This window comes from Lacinutrix sp. C3R15 (assembly GCF_018860825.1).
Taxonomy (GTDB): Bacteria; Bacteroidota; Bacteroidia; order Flavobacteriales; family Flavobacteriaceae; genus Oceanihabitans.
The window spans coordinates 1-17,237 of the sequence record NZ_JAHKPZ010000031.1 but is presented as its reverse complement, the minus strand read 5'-3'; the positions used below and the strand labels follow the sequence as shown (position 1 = coordinate 17,237).

The window sequence follows — 17,237 nt, the reverse complement described above, 5'->3', positions numbered from 1 at the left end:
TTCATTTACAATGAAATTTCTATTACTTCCAAAGTTTTTTAGCTCTTTCTAAATCTTCAGGTGTATCTATTTCTACTCCTTGCACATTGGTTTCTACCATTTTTATACGTTTACCATATTCTAAATAGCGAATGCATTCAATTTTTTCTGAAGCTTCTAATGGTAGCATTGGCAATCTGTAAAAATCTAGTAATGCTTCTTTTCTAAAAGCATAAACACCTTTATGTTTGTAGTATTTTGCTCCTACATCTGTTGCTCTTGGATACGGAATTGGGCTACGTGAAAAGTATAAAGCAAAGTTATTTTGATCTACAATTACCTTTACTGTGTTTGGATTTTTTATTTCTTCTTGGTCTGTAATATGTACCATTAAGGAAGCTAAATCTACTTGTTTGCCTGTATCCTTTTTAAAAACATCTATTAGTTTTTTTAACGAAGCTACTTCTGTAAAAGGTTCATCACCTTGTACATTTACAACAATATCAATATCTAAATTTTCAACAGCTTCAGCAATTCTATCACTACCACATTCATGTTCTTTTATGCTCATGATTGCTTTTCCGCCATGACTAGTAATTTCTTTAAAAATGATTTCGCTATCTGTTACTACAAAAACATCATCAAATAAATTGGTTGCCTTTGTAGCTTCATAAGTACGAAGAATAACCGTTTTGCCATTTAGGTCTTGCATAAGCTTACCTGGAAAACGAGATGCACTATAACGTGCAGGAATCATGGAAATTATTTTCATATTCAATAATAATATTGATACAAAAATATAACATTTAAAATAGATTTTATGCCTTAGTAGATTTAAACTTTTTATAAAGCCTATAAATTATAAAGAGAATAATGATAACAAGTATTATGGCTAAAACAGGAAGGACTAAAGAAATAATAGACATTGTAATAGCAGTACCTGTTTCTAAAGTAGAAATTACAGGATTTGCAACTCCAGCTGTTGTAGTTGTAGATGCTAACCTTGTAACACTTGAGGTTCCTGCAACTGCTGCTGCTGTACCACCTCCTGCTATTATAGCTAATGCCCAGGTTATTACAGGACTTAAATCTGCAACTGTTGAAACCATAACTGCAGTTCCTGCTATAGCTGCTAATGGCACAGCTATAGTATCTAATAGATTGTCTACTAACGGAATATAATACGCAAAAATCTCTACTACAGTAGCAATACCAAGGGTTAGTACTGCTGCTAAACTACCAATCCATTGCCAAGATGCATTAAGTTCCCAAACATTAAAATGTGCTGCTAAGCTTAATGCAAATAATGGTACAAAAACTCTAAAACCTACAGATGCTGCAAGTCCTACGCCTAAAAATATACTTAAAACAGCTTCTGTAGTCATATACTTTATTGTTTTGGTTGTTTGTTTCTAGCTGGTTTAATACGCTTCCTGAAAAAACTCATCTTTAAAACCGATAAGATACAATTTTTCTTTAGCTCTAGTAATTGCGGTATACAACCAACGTAAATAATCTGTATCAATACCGTTAGGTAAGTATGGCTGTTCTACAAAAACGGTATTCCATTGTCCACCTTGTGACTTATGGCAAGTTATAGCATAAGAGAATTTTACCTGTAAAGCGTTAAAGTGTTTATTCTGTTTTATTTTTAAAAACTTTTTATAGTTACTGGTTTCATCTTCAAAATCTTTTTGCACTTCTTGGTACAATCGGTTAGAGTCTTCATAAGCTAAAGAAGGTGTTTCTGCTGTAATGGTATCTAAAAGTAAGACGGTTTCAAAAGGTTTCATTTTTGGGTAATCTACCATTCGTATTTTTACTTCGGCAAAGCGAAAACCATATAATTCTTGAATAGAGAATATTTCTAATATTTCAATAATATCTCCATTTGCTATAAAACCAGCTTCGGTTGTAGGCTTAAGCCAATAATAATTATTTTTTACTACCATTAAATAATCACCTGCAGAAAGTTCGTTTTCATTAAATAAAATACGCTCTCTAATTTGTTGGTTATATAGGTTTGCTCGTTTGTTGCTTCTAACAATAATGGCTGTTTCTTCATTACCAAGGTTACTATAAGAATCATTAATAGCATCCATAATTTCATAACCATCTACAAGACGAATAATATCTTTAAAGGATTTTAGTTCAAACTTAAAGGTTTCTACAAAAGCACTAGAAAGAGCTTCACGTAAAATGGTTGCATTTTCTAGAATACCAGAATCTTGTTCTTGACGTACTACTTCATCCAGCTCCATTTTAATAACGTCTTTATCATAACTTAAACTTAAAGTGTTTTCATCAAGAGCAGGACTTATATCTAATTTTACAGGAGGTAATTGTGCTGTATCACCTATTAATAATAGTTTACATTGATGCCCAGAATATACATAACGCATTAAATCATCTAATAAAGAACCATTTTCATAAAGTTTAGAATCACTAGCAGTATCTGAAATCATAGAAGCTTCATCAACGATAAAAATGGTGTTTTTATGCTTATTTGGTTGTAAAACAAAGTTTACTCCACCTCCTTTATTTTTTTTAGGAAAGTATATTTTTTTATGAATAGTAAAGGCTTCCTTTTTAGCATAATTAGAGATTACTTTTGCCGCACGACCCGTTGGTGCCATTAGCACTGCGCTTTTTTTAGCTTTCCATAAATGCGTAACAATAGTACCAATAATGGTGGTTTTTCCTGTTCCTGCATATCCTTTTAATAAATATAACGCATTTGGTGATTTTGAAAAAATAAACTCAGAAAGTTGCAATAAAACAATATCTTGTTTTGGCGTTGGTTTAAATGGAAACTGCTGTTTTATAAGGGAATAAAATTGAGATGCGTTCATTAATTTGGTCTATCGAATAAAATTTCATCAAATATAGTAATGATTTTTATGCACTTTGGTTTTAACGATTAAAAAAAAATTGTAGATTTGCGAAAGACCTTTATTAAAAATTAATTAATCATACTATGAATTTAATATTAATTGCAGTTGCAGTAATACTTTTAACAATTGGGTTGGTTTGGCTTATAGATAAGTTTATACCAACTAAATTAAGACCTGTTATAATGATAGCACTTTGGGCTTTAATAGCCTTTTTAGGTTATCAAACTTTTAATTCTATTTATGAACCTATTAAGTTTAATAAAGTAAAACAAAAACGTTACGCTGCTGTTATTGAAAAAATGGTTGACGTAAGAGATGCACAATTAGCGCACAGACAAGTAACAGGAACTTTTGCACCTAACTTTGATAATTTAATTAAATTTATTGATACTGCTAAATTTACAATTACACAACGTAGAGTAGAAACTGTTTTAGACGAAGAAAAAACAAAACTTTTTGGTGGTGTTGAAACCATGAAAGATATTACGGTTATAGATACTTTAGGATATGTTTCTGTAAAAGATTCATTATTTAAAAATTCAGATAGATATAAATCTATGATGAATATACCAAGTATTGAAGGAGCAAAAATAGAAATGAAATCTGGCTTATTAGGAGAAGAAGGAGAAACTAAAATTCCTGTTTTTGAAGCTAAACTATCTAAAAATGTAATCTTAGCAGATCAAAATAAAGACTTATTAGCACAAGAAAACGAAACCGTTTCTGTAGATGGTGTTAATGGAGATGCAATTAGAGTTGGATCTTTAAACGAAGTAAATACTAGTGGTAACTGGCCAAAAACTTATGGCGATAGCGAGTAAACAAAAAAAAACACTAACTAACCAAGAATTGTCCATTCAAATAAGTTTGAATGGACTTTCTTTTTGTATTTTAAAATCAAATACAAATATAATTAGCTGCTGCAAACATTTTGCTTTTACACAAAAGCAAACCCCTTATCAAGTATTACACGATTTAAAAACAATATTTGATACCATTCCAGAATTTCAAGGCCATTTTAATACCATTCATGTAATTTATATAAATGAGCTTTCTACACTTATACCAAAGTCTTTATTTAATGAAGATGCCATTGCAGATTACTTAAAATTTAATTCTAAAATTCTGCAAACCGATTATATTGCACATGATGAAATTGCAATAAATAACAGTATTAATGTATATGTACCTTATATAAATATTAATAATTATTTATATGACAAGTTTGGCACATTTGCATACAAGCACTATTCTACCATTTTAATAGAAGAAATACTTCTGGCAGAAAAAGATGCACAGGATCAAAAAATGTATGTGCATGTAAATAAAAATCACTTTGAAATAGTAGTAACCTATAAAGGGGAATTAATACTTTACAATACTTTTACGTATATTACTAAAGAAGATTTTATATACTATATCTTATTTACTGCAGAGCAATTACAACTAAATGTAGAAACATTAAAACTTTTACTTTTAGGTGATATTGTAGAAGATGATGCACTTTATAATATAGTATTTAAGTACATAAGACATGTACAATTTGGTAAACCCAATACCAATTACATAACCGAAGAAGAAGAGATAATACATTATAATTATATTTTAAAGCATAGCTTTTAATGCGAATAATTTCAGGTACCTATAAAGGCAGAAGAATAACTGCACCAAAAAAATTACCCATAAGGCCAACTACAGATATGGCCAAAGAATCTTTATTTAATATTTTAAATAATCAGTATTATTTTGATGATATTTCTGTTCTAGATTTATTTAGCGGAAGCGGAAACATAAGCTATGAGTTTGCTTCTAGAGGAACCAGTGATATTACAAGTGTAGACGCTAATTTTGGTTGTATTAAGTTTATAAACGAAACTGCAGCATCCTTTAATATGCCAATACAAACTATAAAAAGTGATGTATTTAAATATTTAGAGAAAACCACTACTCCACATACCATTATATTTGCAGATCCTCCTTATGATTTTTCTATTGAAGAATTTTCTAAAATTCCAGAATTAATTTTTCAAAATAACTTATTAGAAGAAGAAGGTTTACTTATAGTCGAGCACTCTAAACATACAGATCTTTCTCATTTACCTAACTACTCCCATTCTAAAGGTTATGGTGGAAATATGTTTAGTTTTTTTGAAATATCTAATAATGATGAAACAGAATAGTTAATATTCTGCATTTATTTTCTCACGTAAAAACACTGATTACCAGTGACTTATTGTTTTTTCACGTTTTTTTTCACTAATTTAGGAGTATTCAATTTTATTAATAAGCTATTAATTAAATAATCCAAAAATTATGAAAACTTTAAAAAAAACGATTGGTTTAGTATTATTCTTGCTATTATTAACCAATTACACGAATGCACAAGATATGTATCTTGTACATCAAGACAATGTAAAACCTTCCATGGTTTGGGAATACGAAGAAGTTGCCAAAGAATTTAACCAAGCATGTGTAGATAACAATCCACAAACTAGTTGGATAACTGTTAGTACATCAGATTTTGTTTATTTGTATGTAACACCTATAGAAAATTTTGCAGAAATAGATAATACCCCATTTAAAGACATGGCAGAAAAAATGGGTGACAAATGGAACAGTATGTTTGATCGCTTTGATACTTGTTATGATTCACATAGTGATTATGTAGTTATGTTAGATAGAGAGCTCTCATACATGCCAAATGGAATAACACAAACCCAAGAAGGTGAAAACTATCGAGACTATATATATATTTACTACAAACCTGAAAATGCTAAAAAAATAAAAGAAGGTATTAAAGCCATTAAAACCATGTATGCAGATAAAGGTTCAAAATCTTATTATCGCATATATAAAAGTGACTTTGGTACAAGCCAAAACTATTACATGGTTGCCATCTCCTCTAAAGATGATATAGATTCTGCTCAAAAAAGTAAAGCAACTAGAGAGCTTTTAGGTCCAGAACGTTTTGAGGTATTTAAAAAATTAATGAATTATGCTACACGTATGGAAAGTACTACAGCAGAAATGAGACCAGATCTTGCATATTCACCTAAGTAAAGTATAGAAAAATTATGTTGACTAAAAAATAAAGCCCTTAGCATAAAGCAAAGGGCTTTTTTGATGAAGTATATCTATAAGCCGAATTCTGTACTCTTTCTATAAAGAAAAAGCCCTTATCATTTATCTACGTGCATTGTTACCAATACACTTTAGCTGCCTACCCTCTAACATCGCGCGTGCACGCTCAAGCATTAGTTTACATGACATTGCACCACATAGAGTTTACCTGGTTTCACTACAGCATTACCTGTACATACTTTCTGTTGCACTTTTCCTAGCCTCACGACTGGTGGCCATTAACCACTATGTTGCACTATGGTGTTCGGACTTTCCTCCATTTTATTACTAAAACAGCGATAAGGCGAAATACTTACCGCAAATGTACAATTAACAAAATTTAAAAACTACAATCCAAATTCTAAATTTATCGTAATACTAAAAAAAAGAGTAATTACCACAAGTATATACTACTACTACATTTTATACTAAAACACCATCCTTTATAAATAAAGACACTAAAAAATGTTAATAACTCCTATTAAAATTAGCATTCAATATTCTATATATTACACTTAATTTTTAACTTTGTTATATATAATATATCATTCATTAATTAGCATCAATAGATGCAGTAATATTTAGTATCATTTGGAACACTTTGTAGTATCAGCTAGAAAATACAGACCACAAACATTTAAAGATGTTGTTGGTCAGCAAGCTATTACAAACACTTTACTAAATGCTATTGATAATAATCACTTAGCCCAAGCTTTATTATTTACAGGTCCTCGTGGTGTTGGTAAAACAACTTGTGCACGTATACTTGCTAAAATGATAAATAGTGATGGTACAGAAACAGATGAAGATTTTGCTTTTAATATTTTTGAATTAGATGCAGCTTCTAACAACTCAGTAGAAGATATTAGAACTCTTACAGATCAAGTACGTATACCACCACAAGTGGGTAAGTATAAAGTATATATTATTGATGAGGTGCATATGCTCTCACAAGCAGCTTTTAATGCCTTTTTAAAAACTTTAGAAGAACCACCAAAGCATTGTATATTTATTCTTGCTACCACAGAAAAACATAAGATTATACCAACTATTCTATCTCGTTGCCAAATATTCGATTTTAAAAGAATAACCGTTACAGATGCTAAAGAATATTTAAAATATATAGCGCAAGAACAAGGTATAGAAGCAGAAGATGATGCGCTACATATAATTGCACAAAAAGCTGATGGAGCAATGCGTGATGCGCTTTCTATATTTGATCGTGTTGTAAGTTTTGCTGGTAAAAAATTAACACGTCAAGCAGTAACAGAAAACCTAAACGTTTTAGATTACGAGACTTATTTTACAAGTACAGATTATATTCTTGAAAATAAAATTCCTGAACTGCTAATACAATTTAACAATACCTTATCTAAAGGATTTGATGGTCACCATTACATTGCTGGTTTAGCAAGTCATTTTAGAGATTTAATGGTTTGTAAAAACGAACAGACTGTAGCGCTTTTAGAAGTTGGTGAACAAACCAAAGCAAAATATTTAGCACAAAGTAAAAAAGCATCGCAACCCTTTTTATTACAAGCTATAGAACTCTCTAACGATTGCGATTTAAAATATAAAAGCAGTAAAAACCAACGACTACTCGTTGAACTAACTTTAATGAAACTTGCCTCTATCACTTTTGATGGAGAAAAAAAAAATAGCAAAAACTACATAATTCCAGCGTCTTACTTTGCTAAAAAAGGAATAACACCAATTCCTGTACAAAAACCAACAAAGCAAACGCAAACACTTTCTAAAAAGGAAGAAAATAATGCTGCAACACCAAATAGCCCAAAACCTGTTGCACCAAAACCTACTATTTTAAAACAACCTAGTATACCTTTAAATGCTAGAAAAAAATCTTCTTCAGGATTATCTTTACGTAGTATTCGATTAAAAAAAGAACACCAAATTAAACAAATGGAAGTTGTTCATGACGAAGAAGACCTACCTAAAGACCCATTTACCGAAGAAGCTGTAATAGACGCTTGGTATACTTACGTGAAGCTTATTGAAGAAAAAGGGCAATTTAACCTAGCTTCTATTTTATCTATTGATAAACCAAAAATTAAAGGAACTACCATACATGTAGAATACCCAAATGCTACCAATAAGATTGAAGTTGAAAGACAGCAATATCCTTTATTAGGTTATATTAGAAAGAAAATTAATAACTTCGATATAAATTTAGAAGTTACTGTAAATGAACAATTAGAGAAAAAGTACGCTTATACTCCACAAGATAAGTTTGAAAAGCTAGTGGAGAAAAATTCAAACATTGAATTGCTAAGAAAAACTTTTGATTTAGATATTTAAATCACTGTGTGGTTAAAACAGAACCTAAGATTATTTATCTATAAATACTTATATTTTAATAGTTTTAAATGTATTACATGAATAGAATACTAATGGTACTCCTTTTTTTATGTGTATCTTTTATTAATTGTGATGGACGTGATAAAGCAAAAAGAACTGCACAACAAGATTTTAGAGATAGCACTATTTTAAATACTTTTAACGGTTCTATTAAATATTTTCCAGAAAAGTATACAGAAGTAGTTACAGATACTACTTTAAGTAATGGATTTAAAATAAACATAAAAACATATACAGATATGAATAATAGTGTTTTAAATACCTTTAAAACAGGCACTATTAAAAACAAACATTATTATAGAGATGCCATTTCAAATATAAAAGTATCTAAAAATGGTGAAATTATTTTTTCTGAAAGAATAGATAAATCATTCTTTTTAAAATTAGACAAATCATTAAAAGATTATTTTAAAGTAGCTAATTTAACTGGCGTTTGGTTGCAAGATGAAAAGGAAAATTTAAAGAATAGCATTAGCATCTATATTATGTTTGCTAAACCTGAAACAGACTATTATATGTTAAACAAAATGACTATTGATACAAAAGGTAAGTATACAATAGAAGAAATAGAACAAGTAAATTAATATGTTAGGACTAAAACTACCAACAGATCCTCGTTGGGTAAATATTGTAGAAAAGAATATAGAAGATATTCTTACAGATCATGCTTTTTGTGAGCAAAAAGCAACAAGTACAGCAATTTCATTAATTGTGAGCTTTCCAGAATATACCGAGTTGGTACAAGAAATGGTAGCTTTAGTAAAAGAAGAAATTAGCCATTTTAAAATGGTACATGATCTTATTCTTGAAAAAGGATGGACATTAGGTAGAGACAGAAAAGATGAGTACGTAATAGCACTTTTAAAGTTTTTTCCTAAAGGAGGAAGCAGAACTACGCAATTAGTACATAGGTTGCTTTATGCTGCTTTAATTGAAGCTAGAAGTTGTGAACGGTTTAGGTTACTATCTGAAGAATTAGAAGACAAAAAACTAGCTACTTTTTATAAAAATTTAATGGTTAGTGAAGCAAACCATTATACGATGTTTTTAGGTTTTGCTAGACAATATGGAGACCGAAAAGAAGTAGATAAAAAATGGCAAGATTTACTAGATTTTGAAGCAGAAATAATGAAAAAATTAAGTAAAAGTGAAACCATACATGGTTAACAAAAAAAGCCTTCCAATTAATTAGAAGGCTTTTTTTATACTATTACTTTGTATTACTTATATTTTTAAGCCAATACCTAATTGAATCGTTGAGTTTTTAGCTTCCATATCTCCAGAAGTATCATCTAAAATATCTGTAAATCCGTAGCTATATCTTGCATCTATAAAGAAGTTTTCAAATAGATCATATTGTAATCCTCCTACTCCTGAAAAAGTAAATGTTTCATAACCATCTTCATAATCCCAAATCTTTAAATTTGCTTGTGGTCCAACACCTATAGATAGGTTACCAATATGAAAACGTAATGTAATAGGTAATTGTATATAATTTGCTCTTAAATTTCTTTCTTTACCACCTTCTGCAGAAAACATTAATTCTGGCATTATAGATAATTTTTCAGAAAACGCATAATCTACAAAAGCACCAACGGCAACACCATTTCTATGTGTATTGCTAAAAGTAGGGTCTGGATCAAAATCTAAATTAGAAATATTTAAAGCAGCACGAACTCCAGAGGTTACATTTTGGGCTTGCACAAAAAATCCTGCAAACAATAAAGTTAATAAAAGTAAATTTTTTCTCATAATTATAAATTGAATATTAAAAAATTAAAGTAGCGAATGTAATAATAAAAATGTTTATAAAAGAATAAAATTATATTTTATAACCAATTCCAAATTGAATATTTGTTTGTTTTACTGTGTAATCTGATTCTTTATCTATTTTATTAGTAAAACCATAACTGTATCTTACATCAACAAATATTTCACTTGTAATCATATATTCTCCTCCAATAATACCAGACAAGGCAAAGTTTTTAAATCCATCATTTTCTTCATGAATTTTTACTCCAACTAATGGGCCTGCTCCAGCAAATAGCTTATCACTAATTCTGTATTTAAATAAAATTGGTGCTTGAATATAATCTAAACGTATCGATTTTTCTTTAGCTCCTTCTGCAGAAAACTGTAATTCTGGCATAAGTGAAATAGCATCACTTAATTCAAATTCTCCAAAAAATCCAAAAGCAAAACCATTTCTATGATCATTGGTAAATTCTGGTGCTGGATCAAAATCTAAGTTAGAGATATTTAATCCTGCTCTTACGCCATAAAGAACATCTTTTTCTTGCGAAAAACCGTACATACAACTAAAAAAAAGAGTGATAATTAGTATTGATTTTTTCATATTTATAATAGTATTAATAAAGGTTTGAAGTATTGTATTTTTTTAAGTTTTATAAAATAAACTTCATCATTTAGTTTAGCATATAAATTTAATTATATGTTGGATAAATATAAATTAAAATACTAAAATTCAACTATATAAAAGATAAAAAGCAAATTTTTACTGTATGTTGCTAGAAACAGTATCATAATACATGCTCTTTATAATACCATCTGCTAATCCTATTTTTGGTACGTATAAATCTTTTGCTCCACTCCATTTCATAGCAGACAAATAAATTCTTGTAGCAGGAATAATTACATCTGCTCTATCTTGATTTAGGTTTAGTTCTGTAATACGCTCTTCATAAGAGTAAGTTTGTAGCATATTATAATAACTGGTTAAGTAAAAATAAGTTAATGGTTTACCCATTGCTTTACCAGATATTTTAAAAATTTTATTAATGTTACCACCAGAACCTATAAGGTCTATTTTATCATAAATAGACGTTTTTTCTTTAATCCACGCTTCTAATTCAAACCAAGTTTCTTTTTTAACTATATCATTTAATAGTCTTACTGTACCTATTTTAAAAGATCTTGAAGTAACAGATTCTCCGTTTTTTATGATTGTAAATTCTGTACTTCCACCACCTACATCAACATATAAATAGGTTTTATTTTTATCTATAAATGCATGTAAATCTGTTGCAGCAATAATTGCAGCCTCTTCTTCTCCATCAATAATATCTATTTTTAAATCTGTTTGTTCTAAAATAAGTGCGCTTAGTTTTTCTCCATTTGCAGCTTCACGCATTGCAGAAGTTGCACATGCTTTATATTTTTCTACTTTATGCGATTGCATTAGTAATTTAAAAGCTTGCATAGTATCAAGCATACGTTTTGTGTTTTCTTTAGATATTTTTTGCTTTATAAAAACATCTGCACCTAAACGTATTGGCACACGTACTAATGAACTTTTTTTAAATCGTGGATCTTTTCCTTTTTCTTCTATAATATTTGCTATTAATAGTCTTACAGCATTAGAACCTATATCTATTGCAGCATATTTTTTTATAGATAACATTTATTGTTTGTTTTTGTAATAATTGTAAGTTTCAAATTGAGCGCGAACCTTTGGTTTATTATTACGTTTGTATTTATTGTTTTGATTTTCGTTTAATATTCTTGCTTTTACATTATCATTCCAACATATATTATAGGTATCAATTAATTCTTGCTTTATTTCTTCATCATAAATTGGGCAGCTTACTTCTACTCTATTTTCTATATTTCTTGTCATCCAGTCTGCAGAAGAAATATATACTTTTGGGTTATTGTTATTACAAAAAACTAACAATCTTGTATGTTCTAAAAACTTATCAATAATACTAATAACCTCTATATTTTCACTCATTCCTTTTTGACCTGGAATTAAACAACAAAGCCCTCTTATTATTAATTGAATTTTAACACCTGCTCTACTAGCTTCGTATAATTTATCTATCATTTTATAGCTAGACATGCTATTCATTTTAAGCCTAATATATGCAGGTTTTCCTTCTTTTACATTTTGTATTTCTTTATCTATTAATTTAAAGAAAGCAGATTTTGTATAATGTGGTGATTTTATAATGTGTTTATATCTATACACACGATAGTTAGTATCAAAAAAACTAAAGACTTTATTTATATCTTTTAGTATTTTTTGGTTAGATGTAAATAGTGTGTAATCTGTATAAATTCTTGCTGTAGACTCATTAAAGTTTCCTGTACTTATAAATCCATATCGTACAGTTTTGTTCTTTTCTTCACGTTCAATTACGCACATTTTACTATGCACTTTTAAACCAGGAACACCAAACAAAAGATTAATGCCTTCTTGTTCCATTTGCTCTGCATAATCTATATTTGCTTGTTCATCAAACCTTGCTCTTATTTCAATAGATACAGTTACTTTTTTACCGTTTTTAGCAGCATTTATTAGGGAACTTGCAACATGTGAAATTTGAGCTAATCTATAAATAGTTATTTTAATAGTTTTTACTGCAGGATCTAATGCTGCTTCACGTAAAAATTTAACTACATATGAAAAGGTATGATAAGGAGCATAAAGTAAATAATCTTTTTTAGCAATTTCGCTAAAAATACTCTTTTCAAGACTTAATCCTTTAATTGGTAGCGCTTCAATTTCATCATAAAGTAGGTCTTTTCTTCCTAAGCTAGGAAAACTCATATAATCTCTTCTGTTATGATATCTACCTCCAGGAATAATACTATCTGTGTTTTCAATATCCATTTTAGTCATGAAATATTGAAGTGTATTTTTGTCTATTGTTTTATCGTATACAAATCGTACAGGATCGCCAATTTGTCTATCTTTAACACTGTCTGATATTTTTTCAATAAAACTTTTACTTAAATCACTTTCTAAATCTAACTCACCATCTCTGGTGATTTTAATCATATGTGCAGAGATGCTCTTATAATCAAAAATATTAAAGATATCATCAAGGCAATAACGCAGTAAATCGTCTACCATAATAATGTAATTTTTGTCTTCCTGTTTAGGTAAAACAACAAATCTATCCATAGCTTTAGATATTTCTATTAAAGCATATTGATTTTCATTACTTTTTAATACCATATTTACTGCTAAATATGCAGCACTATCTTTAAGATTTGGTAATTTAACAAATTCATTAAGCACAATGGTTACAAGGGCTGGACTTACTTTTTGAATAAAGTAATTTTTAATAAATTTATGCTGATCTTCATTAATTTGAGTTTCATTAATAATAAATATTTTTTCAGATTCTAACTTTTTCTGAATAACATTTAAAATTTTTAAACTTTCACTTTGCTGTTTAATAACTATTTGTGTTATTTCTTCTAACAACGCACTAGCTTTTACACCTCCAAGTTCGCTTTTACCACCTTTTCCTGCTTCTACAATACGCTTTACAGTAGCATAACGTACTTTAAAAAACTCATCTAAATTATTAGAAAAAATACCTAAAAATCGTAGTCTTTCAATTAAAGGAACGTCCTCATCTTCTGCCTCTTGCAAAACTCTTGCATTAAATTGCAACCAGCTAACTTCTCTATTAATGTATATGTTTTCTATTTTTTCAGGCTTAGTCATTTAGTAGTGTTTTCTATAACAAATATAAATTAATTAATAATTTATTTAAGTTCAAAAGGTAATAGATTTTAGTTATTTTAAATCCTTAGGAAAAATTTTTAAAATTGTTTTTCCTGGTATTAATTTTTTCCAATTATCAATATCAAATTCTATACTTACCAATCCGCTAGTAGGAATATTATCATATAACACAGAACCATAGATGTTTACAAAAGAAGTTATTGCATAATTATGACCAAAAAGCATTAAATGATTTATATCCTGACTACAATTTTTTATAGTATGTATTAAGTCTTCACCAGCAAAATCATATAACTTGTTATTTAACTGAAATGCAACCTCTTGAAAACCTAGGTTTTTAATAAAAATTCCTGCTGTTGTTTTAGCTCTATTTGCATCGCTAGAAAGAATTAAATCGGGCTTAAAAATTTTAGTTTTTGCATATGTTGAAACTAAAACAGCATCTGCTAAACCTCGCTCATTCAAAGGTCTTTCAAAATCAATTACTTGATATTTCCAAGAAGATTTTGCATGTCTAATAATTGTTATTTTTTTCATTTTATTATTCGTTTAATTAATACATTTGTACGATTAAATGTAAGCGGTTTTCATTTTGTCGAATTTATAAGTTAGTCAACACTTTTATTTGATGAAAATAGAAAAAGACTATTAATTTGTTATATAAGCTATTAATTGATAACCCAAATTTAATGATTGAACTTAATCTATACTCATTATAAAAATAATGTACTTCCCTCTCTAAAGATTATTATTTTACATTTTGGTTATTTTAATTTTTTAAAAACATACAAAAGTTAAAAGTAACTTTTTAAATGTAATTAATTTTAAACATTGTTAATAGCAGTGTAATTATTGAAATAAAAAATTAAGATTTTATAATATGAAAAAAGTAATCTTATTATTTGTTGTAGCCCTTACATCACAATTAGCGTTTACCCAAGAATTAGTTAAACTAGATTTTTCAGATTTTGAAAATACTCAGTTAATGAAAACTAATAATTTAGAAAACTTTAAATACTTAGCCACAAAGGCTGAAGTTGGTGTAGCTTATTTAGAAGAAAATAAAATTAAGACTTATAATACTGAAAACGGTATTAAATTAATTCGTGTTACTAGCAATGCTATTGAAGGGTTAAACAAGTCTTTAAATTTTTCTAGTTCTGTTGAAATGATAATCATTGATATTCTAAAACCAAATTTTAATATTAAATCCATTGACTGTTCTAATTTAAAACAATTTGGAAATTTAAAATATATCTACTTTAGGTATCAAATAGATATTAAAAATAATAGTGAATTACAAAAGTTTGATTGTTTACCTGTTAACGTAAAACAGTATTACACTAAACAATTAGCTTCTTAACATACAGACTATGAAAACACATACCAAATCATTTATTAAAACAATTGTAATTATATGCTTGTGCTTTTTTAGTTTTAATGAACTATATAGTCAAGTTAGAGTTCCATTTACACAAAGAACAGCAGCAGAAACTCCTGGCCAAACAGTTTATAGTATAAAAGGTGATTTTACCTTAATTGGTAATACCAATTTAATGCTTCAAAACTATGGCCTTAATACTAATAATAGTAATAACACTATGGTTGCTGTAGATATTGATGGAGATGCTAGCACATCTAATTCTTCCTCTGCAACTTTAAATTTTAGCACAGAAAACGGAGCTATTCCTGACTGTTCTAACATTATTTATGCAGGTTTATATTGGACAGGTAGAACCTCCAATTCAAATGTAACCTTAGATAAACGAAGTGTAAAGTTTAAACACGCTAATCAAACAAGTTACCAAGATATTGTAGCAGATGTTAATGATATTTATTTTCCTGGTGACAATAATATGTATGCAGCTTATGCTGAAGTTACAGAAATTGTAAAAACTAATGGTACAGGTCAATATTTTACAGGAAACGTAGAAGTTTCTACAGGAAATGGTGGTACCACTGGTTATTATGGTGGTTGGGGCTTAGTTGTTGTCTATGAAAATGACTTAATGGAATGGAGAGATATTACTGTTTTTGATGGTTACGCTTATTTAGTTGGCTCACAAACAACAAGTAATCAATTAGATGTTAATGGTTTTAATGCAATAGAAAATGGCCCTGTAAATGTTAAACTTGGTGTTATTGCTGGTGAAGGTGATAGAGGAATTGCAGGAGATTATTTAGAAATATGGGAAGATAAAGATAATGATGGTGTTATAGATACTAGTGTAATTCCTTCTATAGACGAATGGACAACTTTATCGCATTCTGGAAATTCAACTTTAAACTTTTTTAATTCTTCGATTGAAACTGGAGGTAATGCTAGAAACCCAAACTTAACAAACAATACTGGTTTAGATATTAGTATGTTTTATATTGATAATACTGATAATGATATCATTGATAATGGAGCAACTAATACTAGTTTTAGGTATGGTTCCATTCAAGACACCTATATCATTTTTAATATTGCAATGGCTATTGATGCATTTGTACCTTCAATTGATGGTCAAATTGATATAAATAACATCGCTGGTGATAATACAGTTACAGAACCATATACTATTAATCCAGGAGAAACTGTACAATTTGATATTGATATTTATAATAACGGTAACGAAGCACTCGAAGATTTTTTAATACAAATCCCAATTCCTGATGCAGGCTTATTTGTTCCTGGTAGTATTCAATATCAAGTAAATGCTCCTGCTAGTACTACAACTGTTCCTTATTATGATGCATCTTTTGGTAATAACGGAGGTATTATTTGGAATTTTGGAGATTTACCTGAAGCTACAAGTATTAGTGATGTTTTAGGTTCACTATCCTTTGAGGTACAAGCGTCTACAAACTGTGAAGCCTTTAACCCTCCAAACTGTAATCCTGTTATTACTTTAGCAAGTGCTTTAATGACTGGTACTGGAGCTGTTTCACAAAGCCCTTTCTTTATAAAGTTTAATAGTGGTTATCAAGAAGCTCCCTGTCTTGCGTATCCAATTACAGAACCAATAGTAATATCTGTTATTCCTTCTCTTGAAATTGATAGTGCTGCTTCAAATCTTACTGTAGAATGTGATGGATCAGGAAATACTACAGCTGTAAATGATTGGTTAGCAACAGCTGGTGGGGCAACTGTTGTAGGTGATTGTGATATAACTTGGACTAATAATTATAGTGGAGTATCAGAAAACCAATGTGGTGCTGCAGGATCTACTACAGTAACTTTTACAGCTACAGACTCTTGCGGAAATACTACTACTACTTCTGCTTTACTTACTATAGAAGACACTACACCTCCAGACTTATCAAACTGTTCTGTTACAAATGAAACTCTAGAGTGTAATGGTACAGATAATGAAACCATTGCT

Annotated in this window: 16 protein-coding genes, 1 other RNA gene and 1 pseudogene; 9 read left to right on the top strand and 9 right to left on the bottom strand. The window is 29.1% G+C overall.

Annotated elements, in window-relative coordinates; translation table 11 throughout:
* Positions 1-22 precede the first annotated feature (22 nt).
* From kdsB to KO494_RS11245, 3 genes are read right to left on the bottom strand one after another with little or no spacing between them, the layout of a single operon-like run.
* Positions 23-751, bottom strand: coding sequence for a 3-deoxy-manno-octulosonate cytidylyltransferase (gene kdsB, locus KO494_RS11255; protein ID WP_252730374.1), 729 nt, complete (start codon positions 749-751; stop codon positions 23-25).
* Positions 752-797: 46 nt separating this feature from the next.
* Positions 798-1,364 (bottom strand): DUF4126 domain-containing protein, encoded by a 567-nt coding sequence (locus tag KO494_RS11250; protein ID WP_215967710.1) that lies wholly within the window; start codon positions 1,362-1,364, stop codon positions 798-800.
* 36 nt (positions 1,365-1,400) lie between these two features.
* Positions 1,401-2,831, bottom strand: coding sequence for an ATP-dependent RecD-like DNA helicase (locus KO494_RS11245; protein ID WP_215967709.1), 1,431 nt, complete (start codon positions 2,829-2,831; stop codon positions 1,401-1,403).
* Positions 2,832-2,956: 125 nt separating this feature from the next.
* Here KO494_RS11245 and KO494_RS11240 point away from each other — a divergent pair, with 125 nt between their 5' ends.
* The 4 genes from KO494_RS11240 to KO494_RS11225 all read left to right on the top strand — a co-directional run bounded on the left by KO494_RS11240 (position 2,957) and on the right by KO494_RS11225 (position 5,933).
* On the top strand, positions 2,957-3,694 hold the full coding sequence (locus KO494_RS11240) for a hypothetical protein (RefSeq protein WP_252730373.1): 738 nt from the start codon (positions 2,957-2,959) through the stop codon (positions 3,692-3,694).
* A complete protein-coding gene (locus KO494_RS11235) occupies positions 3,678-4,496 on the top strand; it encodes a DUF3822 family protein (RefSeq protein WP_215967708.1) in 819 nt (272 codons plus the stop codon). The genes KO494_RS11240 and KO494_RS11235 overlap by 17 nt, the downstream gene beginning before the upstream one ends.
* Positions 4,496-5,053, top strand: coding sequence for a 16S rRNA (guanine(966)-N(2))-methyltransferase RsmD (rsmD, locus tag KO494_RS11230; protein ID WP_215967707.1), 558 nt, complete (start codon positions 4,496-4,498; stop codon positions 5,051-5,053). Before KO494_RS11235 ends, rsmD begins: the two co-directional genes overlap by 1 nt.
* Before the next feature lie 133 nt (positions 5,054-5,186).
* Positions 5,187-5,933, top strand: coding sequence for a hypothetical protein (locus tag KO494_RS11225; protein WP_215967706.1), 747 nt, complete (start codon positions 5,187-5,189; stop codon positions 5,931-5,933).
* A gap of 61 nt (positions 5,934-5,994) precedes the next feature.
* On the opposite strand, the gene rnpB is transcribed toward KO494_RS11225, so the two are convergent.
* Positions 5,995-6,309, bottom strand: an RNA gene (rnpB, locus tag KO494_RS11220) — RNase P RNA component class A.
* Between the two features lie 275 nt (positions 6,310-6,584).
* Here rnpB and dnaX point away from each other — a divergent pair.
* The 3 genes from dnaX (at position 6,585) to KO494_RS11205 (ending at position 9,536) form a co-directional block, all read left to right on the top strand.
* Positions 6,585-8,309: a DNA polymerase III subunit gamma/tau gene (dnaX, locus tag KO494_RS11215; protein WP_215967705.1), complete on the top strand. Its 1,725-nt coding sequence runs from the start codon at positions 6,585-6,587 to the stop codon at positions 8,307-8,309.
* A 77-nt stretch (positions 8,310-8,386) separates the two neighbouring features.
* The gene (locus tag KO494_RS11210) at positions 8,387-8,953 is read left to right on the top strand and encodes a hypothetical protein (protein ID WP_215967704.1); all 567 of its coding nucleotides are present in this window, start codon (positions 8,387-8,389) and stop codon (positions 8,951-8,953) included.
* Between the two features lies 1 nt (position 8,954).
* Positions 8,955-9,536 carry a tRNA-(ms[2]io[6]A)-hydroxylase gene (locus KO494_RS11205; RefSeq protein ID WP_215967703.1) on the top strand — a complete coding sequence of 194 codons (582 nt, stop codon included), beginning with the start codon at positions 8,955-8,957 and terminating at the stop codon, positions 9,534-9,536.
* A 57-nt stretch (positions 9,537-9,593) separates the two neighbouring features.
* On the opposite strand, the gene KO494_RS11200 is transcribed toward KO494_RS11205, so the two are convergent.
* The 5 genes from KO494_RS11200 to KO494_RS11180 all read right to left on the bottom strand — a co-directional run bounded on the left by KO494_RS11200 (position 9,594) and on the right by KO494_RS11180 (position 14,406).
* On the bottom strand, positions 9,594-10,121 hold the full coding sequence (locus KO494_RS11200) for a porin family protein (protein WP_215967702.1): 528 nt from the start codon (positions 10,119-10,121) through the stop codon (positions 9,594-9,596).
* Between the two features lie 70 nt (positions 10,122-10,191).
* The gene (locus tag KO494_RS11195) at positions 10,192-10,725 is read right to left on the bottom strand and encodes a porin family protein (protein WP_215967701.1); all 534 of its coding nucleotides are present in this window, start codon (positions 10,723-10,725) and stop codon (positions 10,192-10,194) included.
* A gap of 159 nt (positions 10,726-10,884) precedes the next feature.
* Complete coding sequence (locus KO494_RS11190) at positions 10,885-11,790, bottom strand: Ppx/GppA phosphatase family protein (protein WP_215967700.1); 906 nt, start codon at positions 11,788-11,790, stop codon at positions 10,885-10,887.
* Positions 11,791-13,848, bottom strand: coding sequence for a polyphosphate kinase 1 (gene ppk1 / locus KO494_RS11185; RefSeq protein ID WP_215967699.1), 2,058 nt, complete (start codon positions 13,846-13,848; stop codon positions 11,791-11,793).
* 72 nt (positions 13,849-13,920) lie between these two features.
* Positions 13,921-14,406, bottom strand: a complete 486-nt coding sequence (locus tag KO494_RS11180) for a histidine phosphatase family protein (protein ID WP_215967698.1) — start codon at positions 14,404-14,406, stop codon at positions 13,921-13,923.
* Between the two features lie 343 nt (positions 14,407-14,749).
* On the opposite strand from KO494_RS11180, the gene KO494_RS11175 reads away from it, so the two are divergent.
* Both KO494_RS11175 and KO494_RS11170 read left to right on the top strand, forming a co-directional pair.
* A complete protein-coding gene (locus KO494_RS11175) occupies positions 14,750-15,232 on the top strand; it encodes a hypothetical protein (RefSeq protein WP_215967697.1) in 483 nt (160 codons plus the stop codon).
* A 10-nt stretch (positions 15,233-15,242) separates the two neighbouring features.
* Positions 15,243-17,237: pseudogene (locus tag KO494_RS11170) on the top strand (hypothetical protein); the annotation flags it as partial.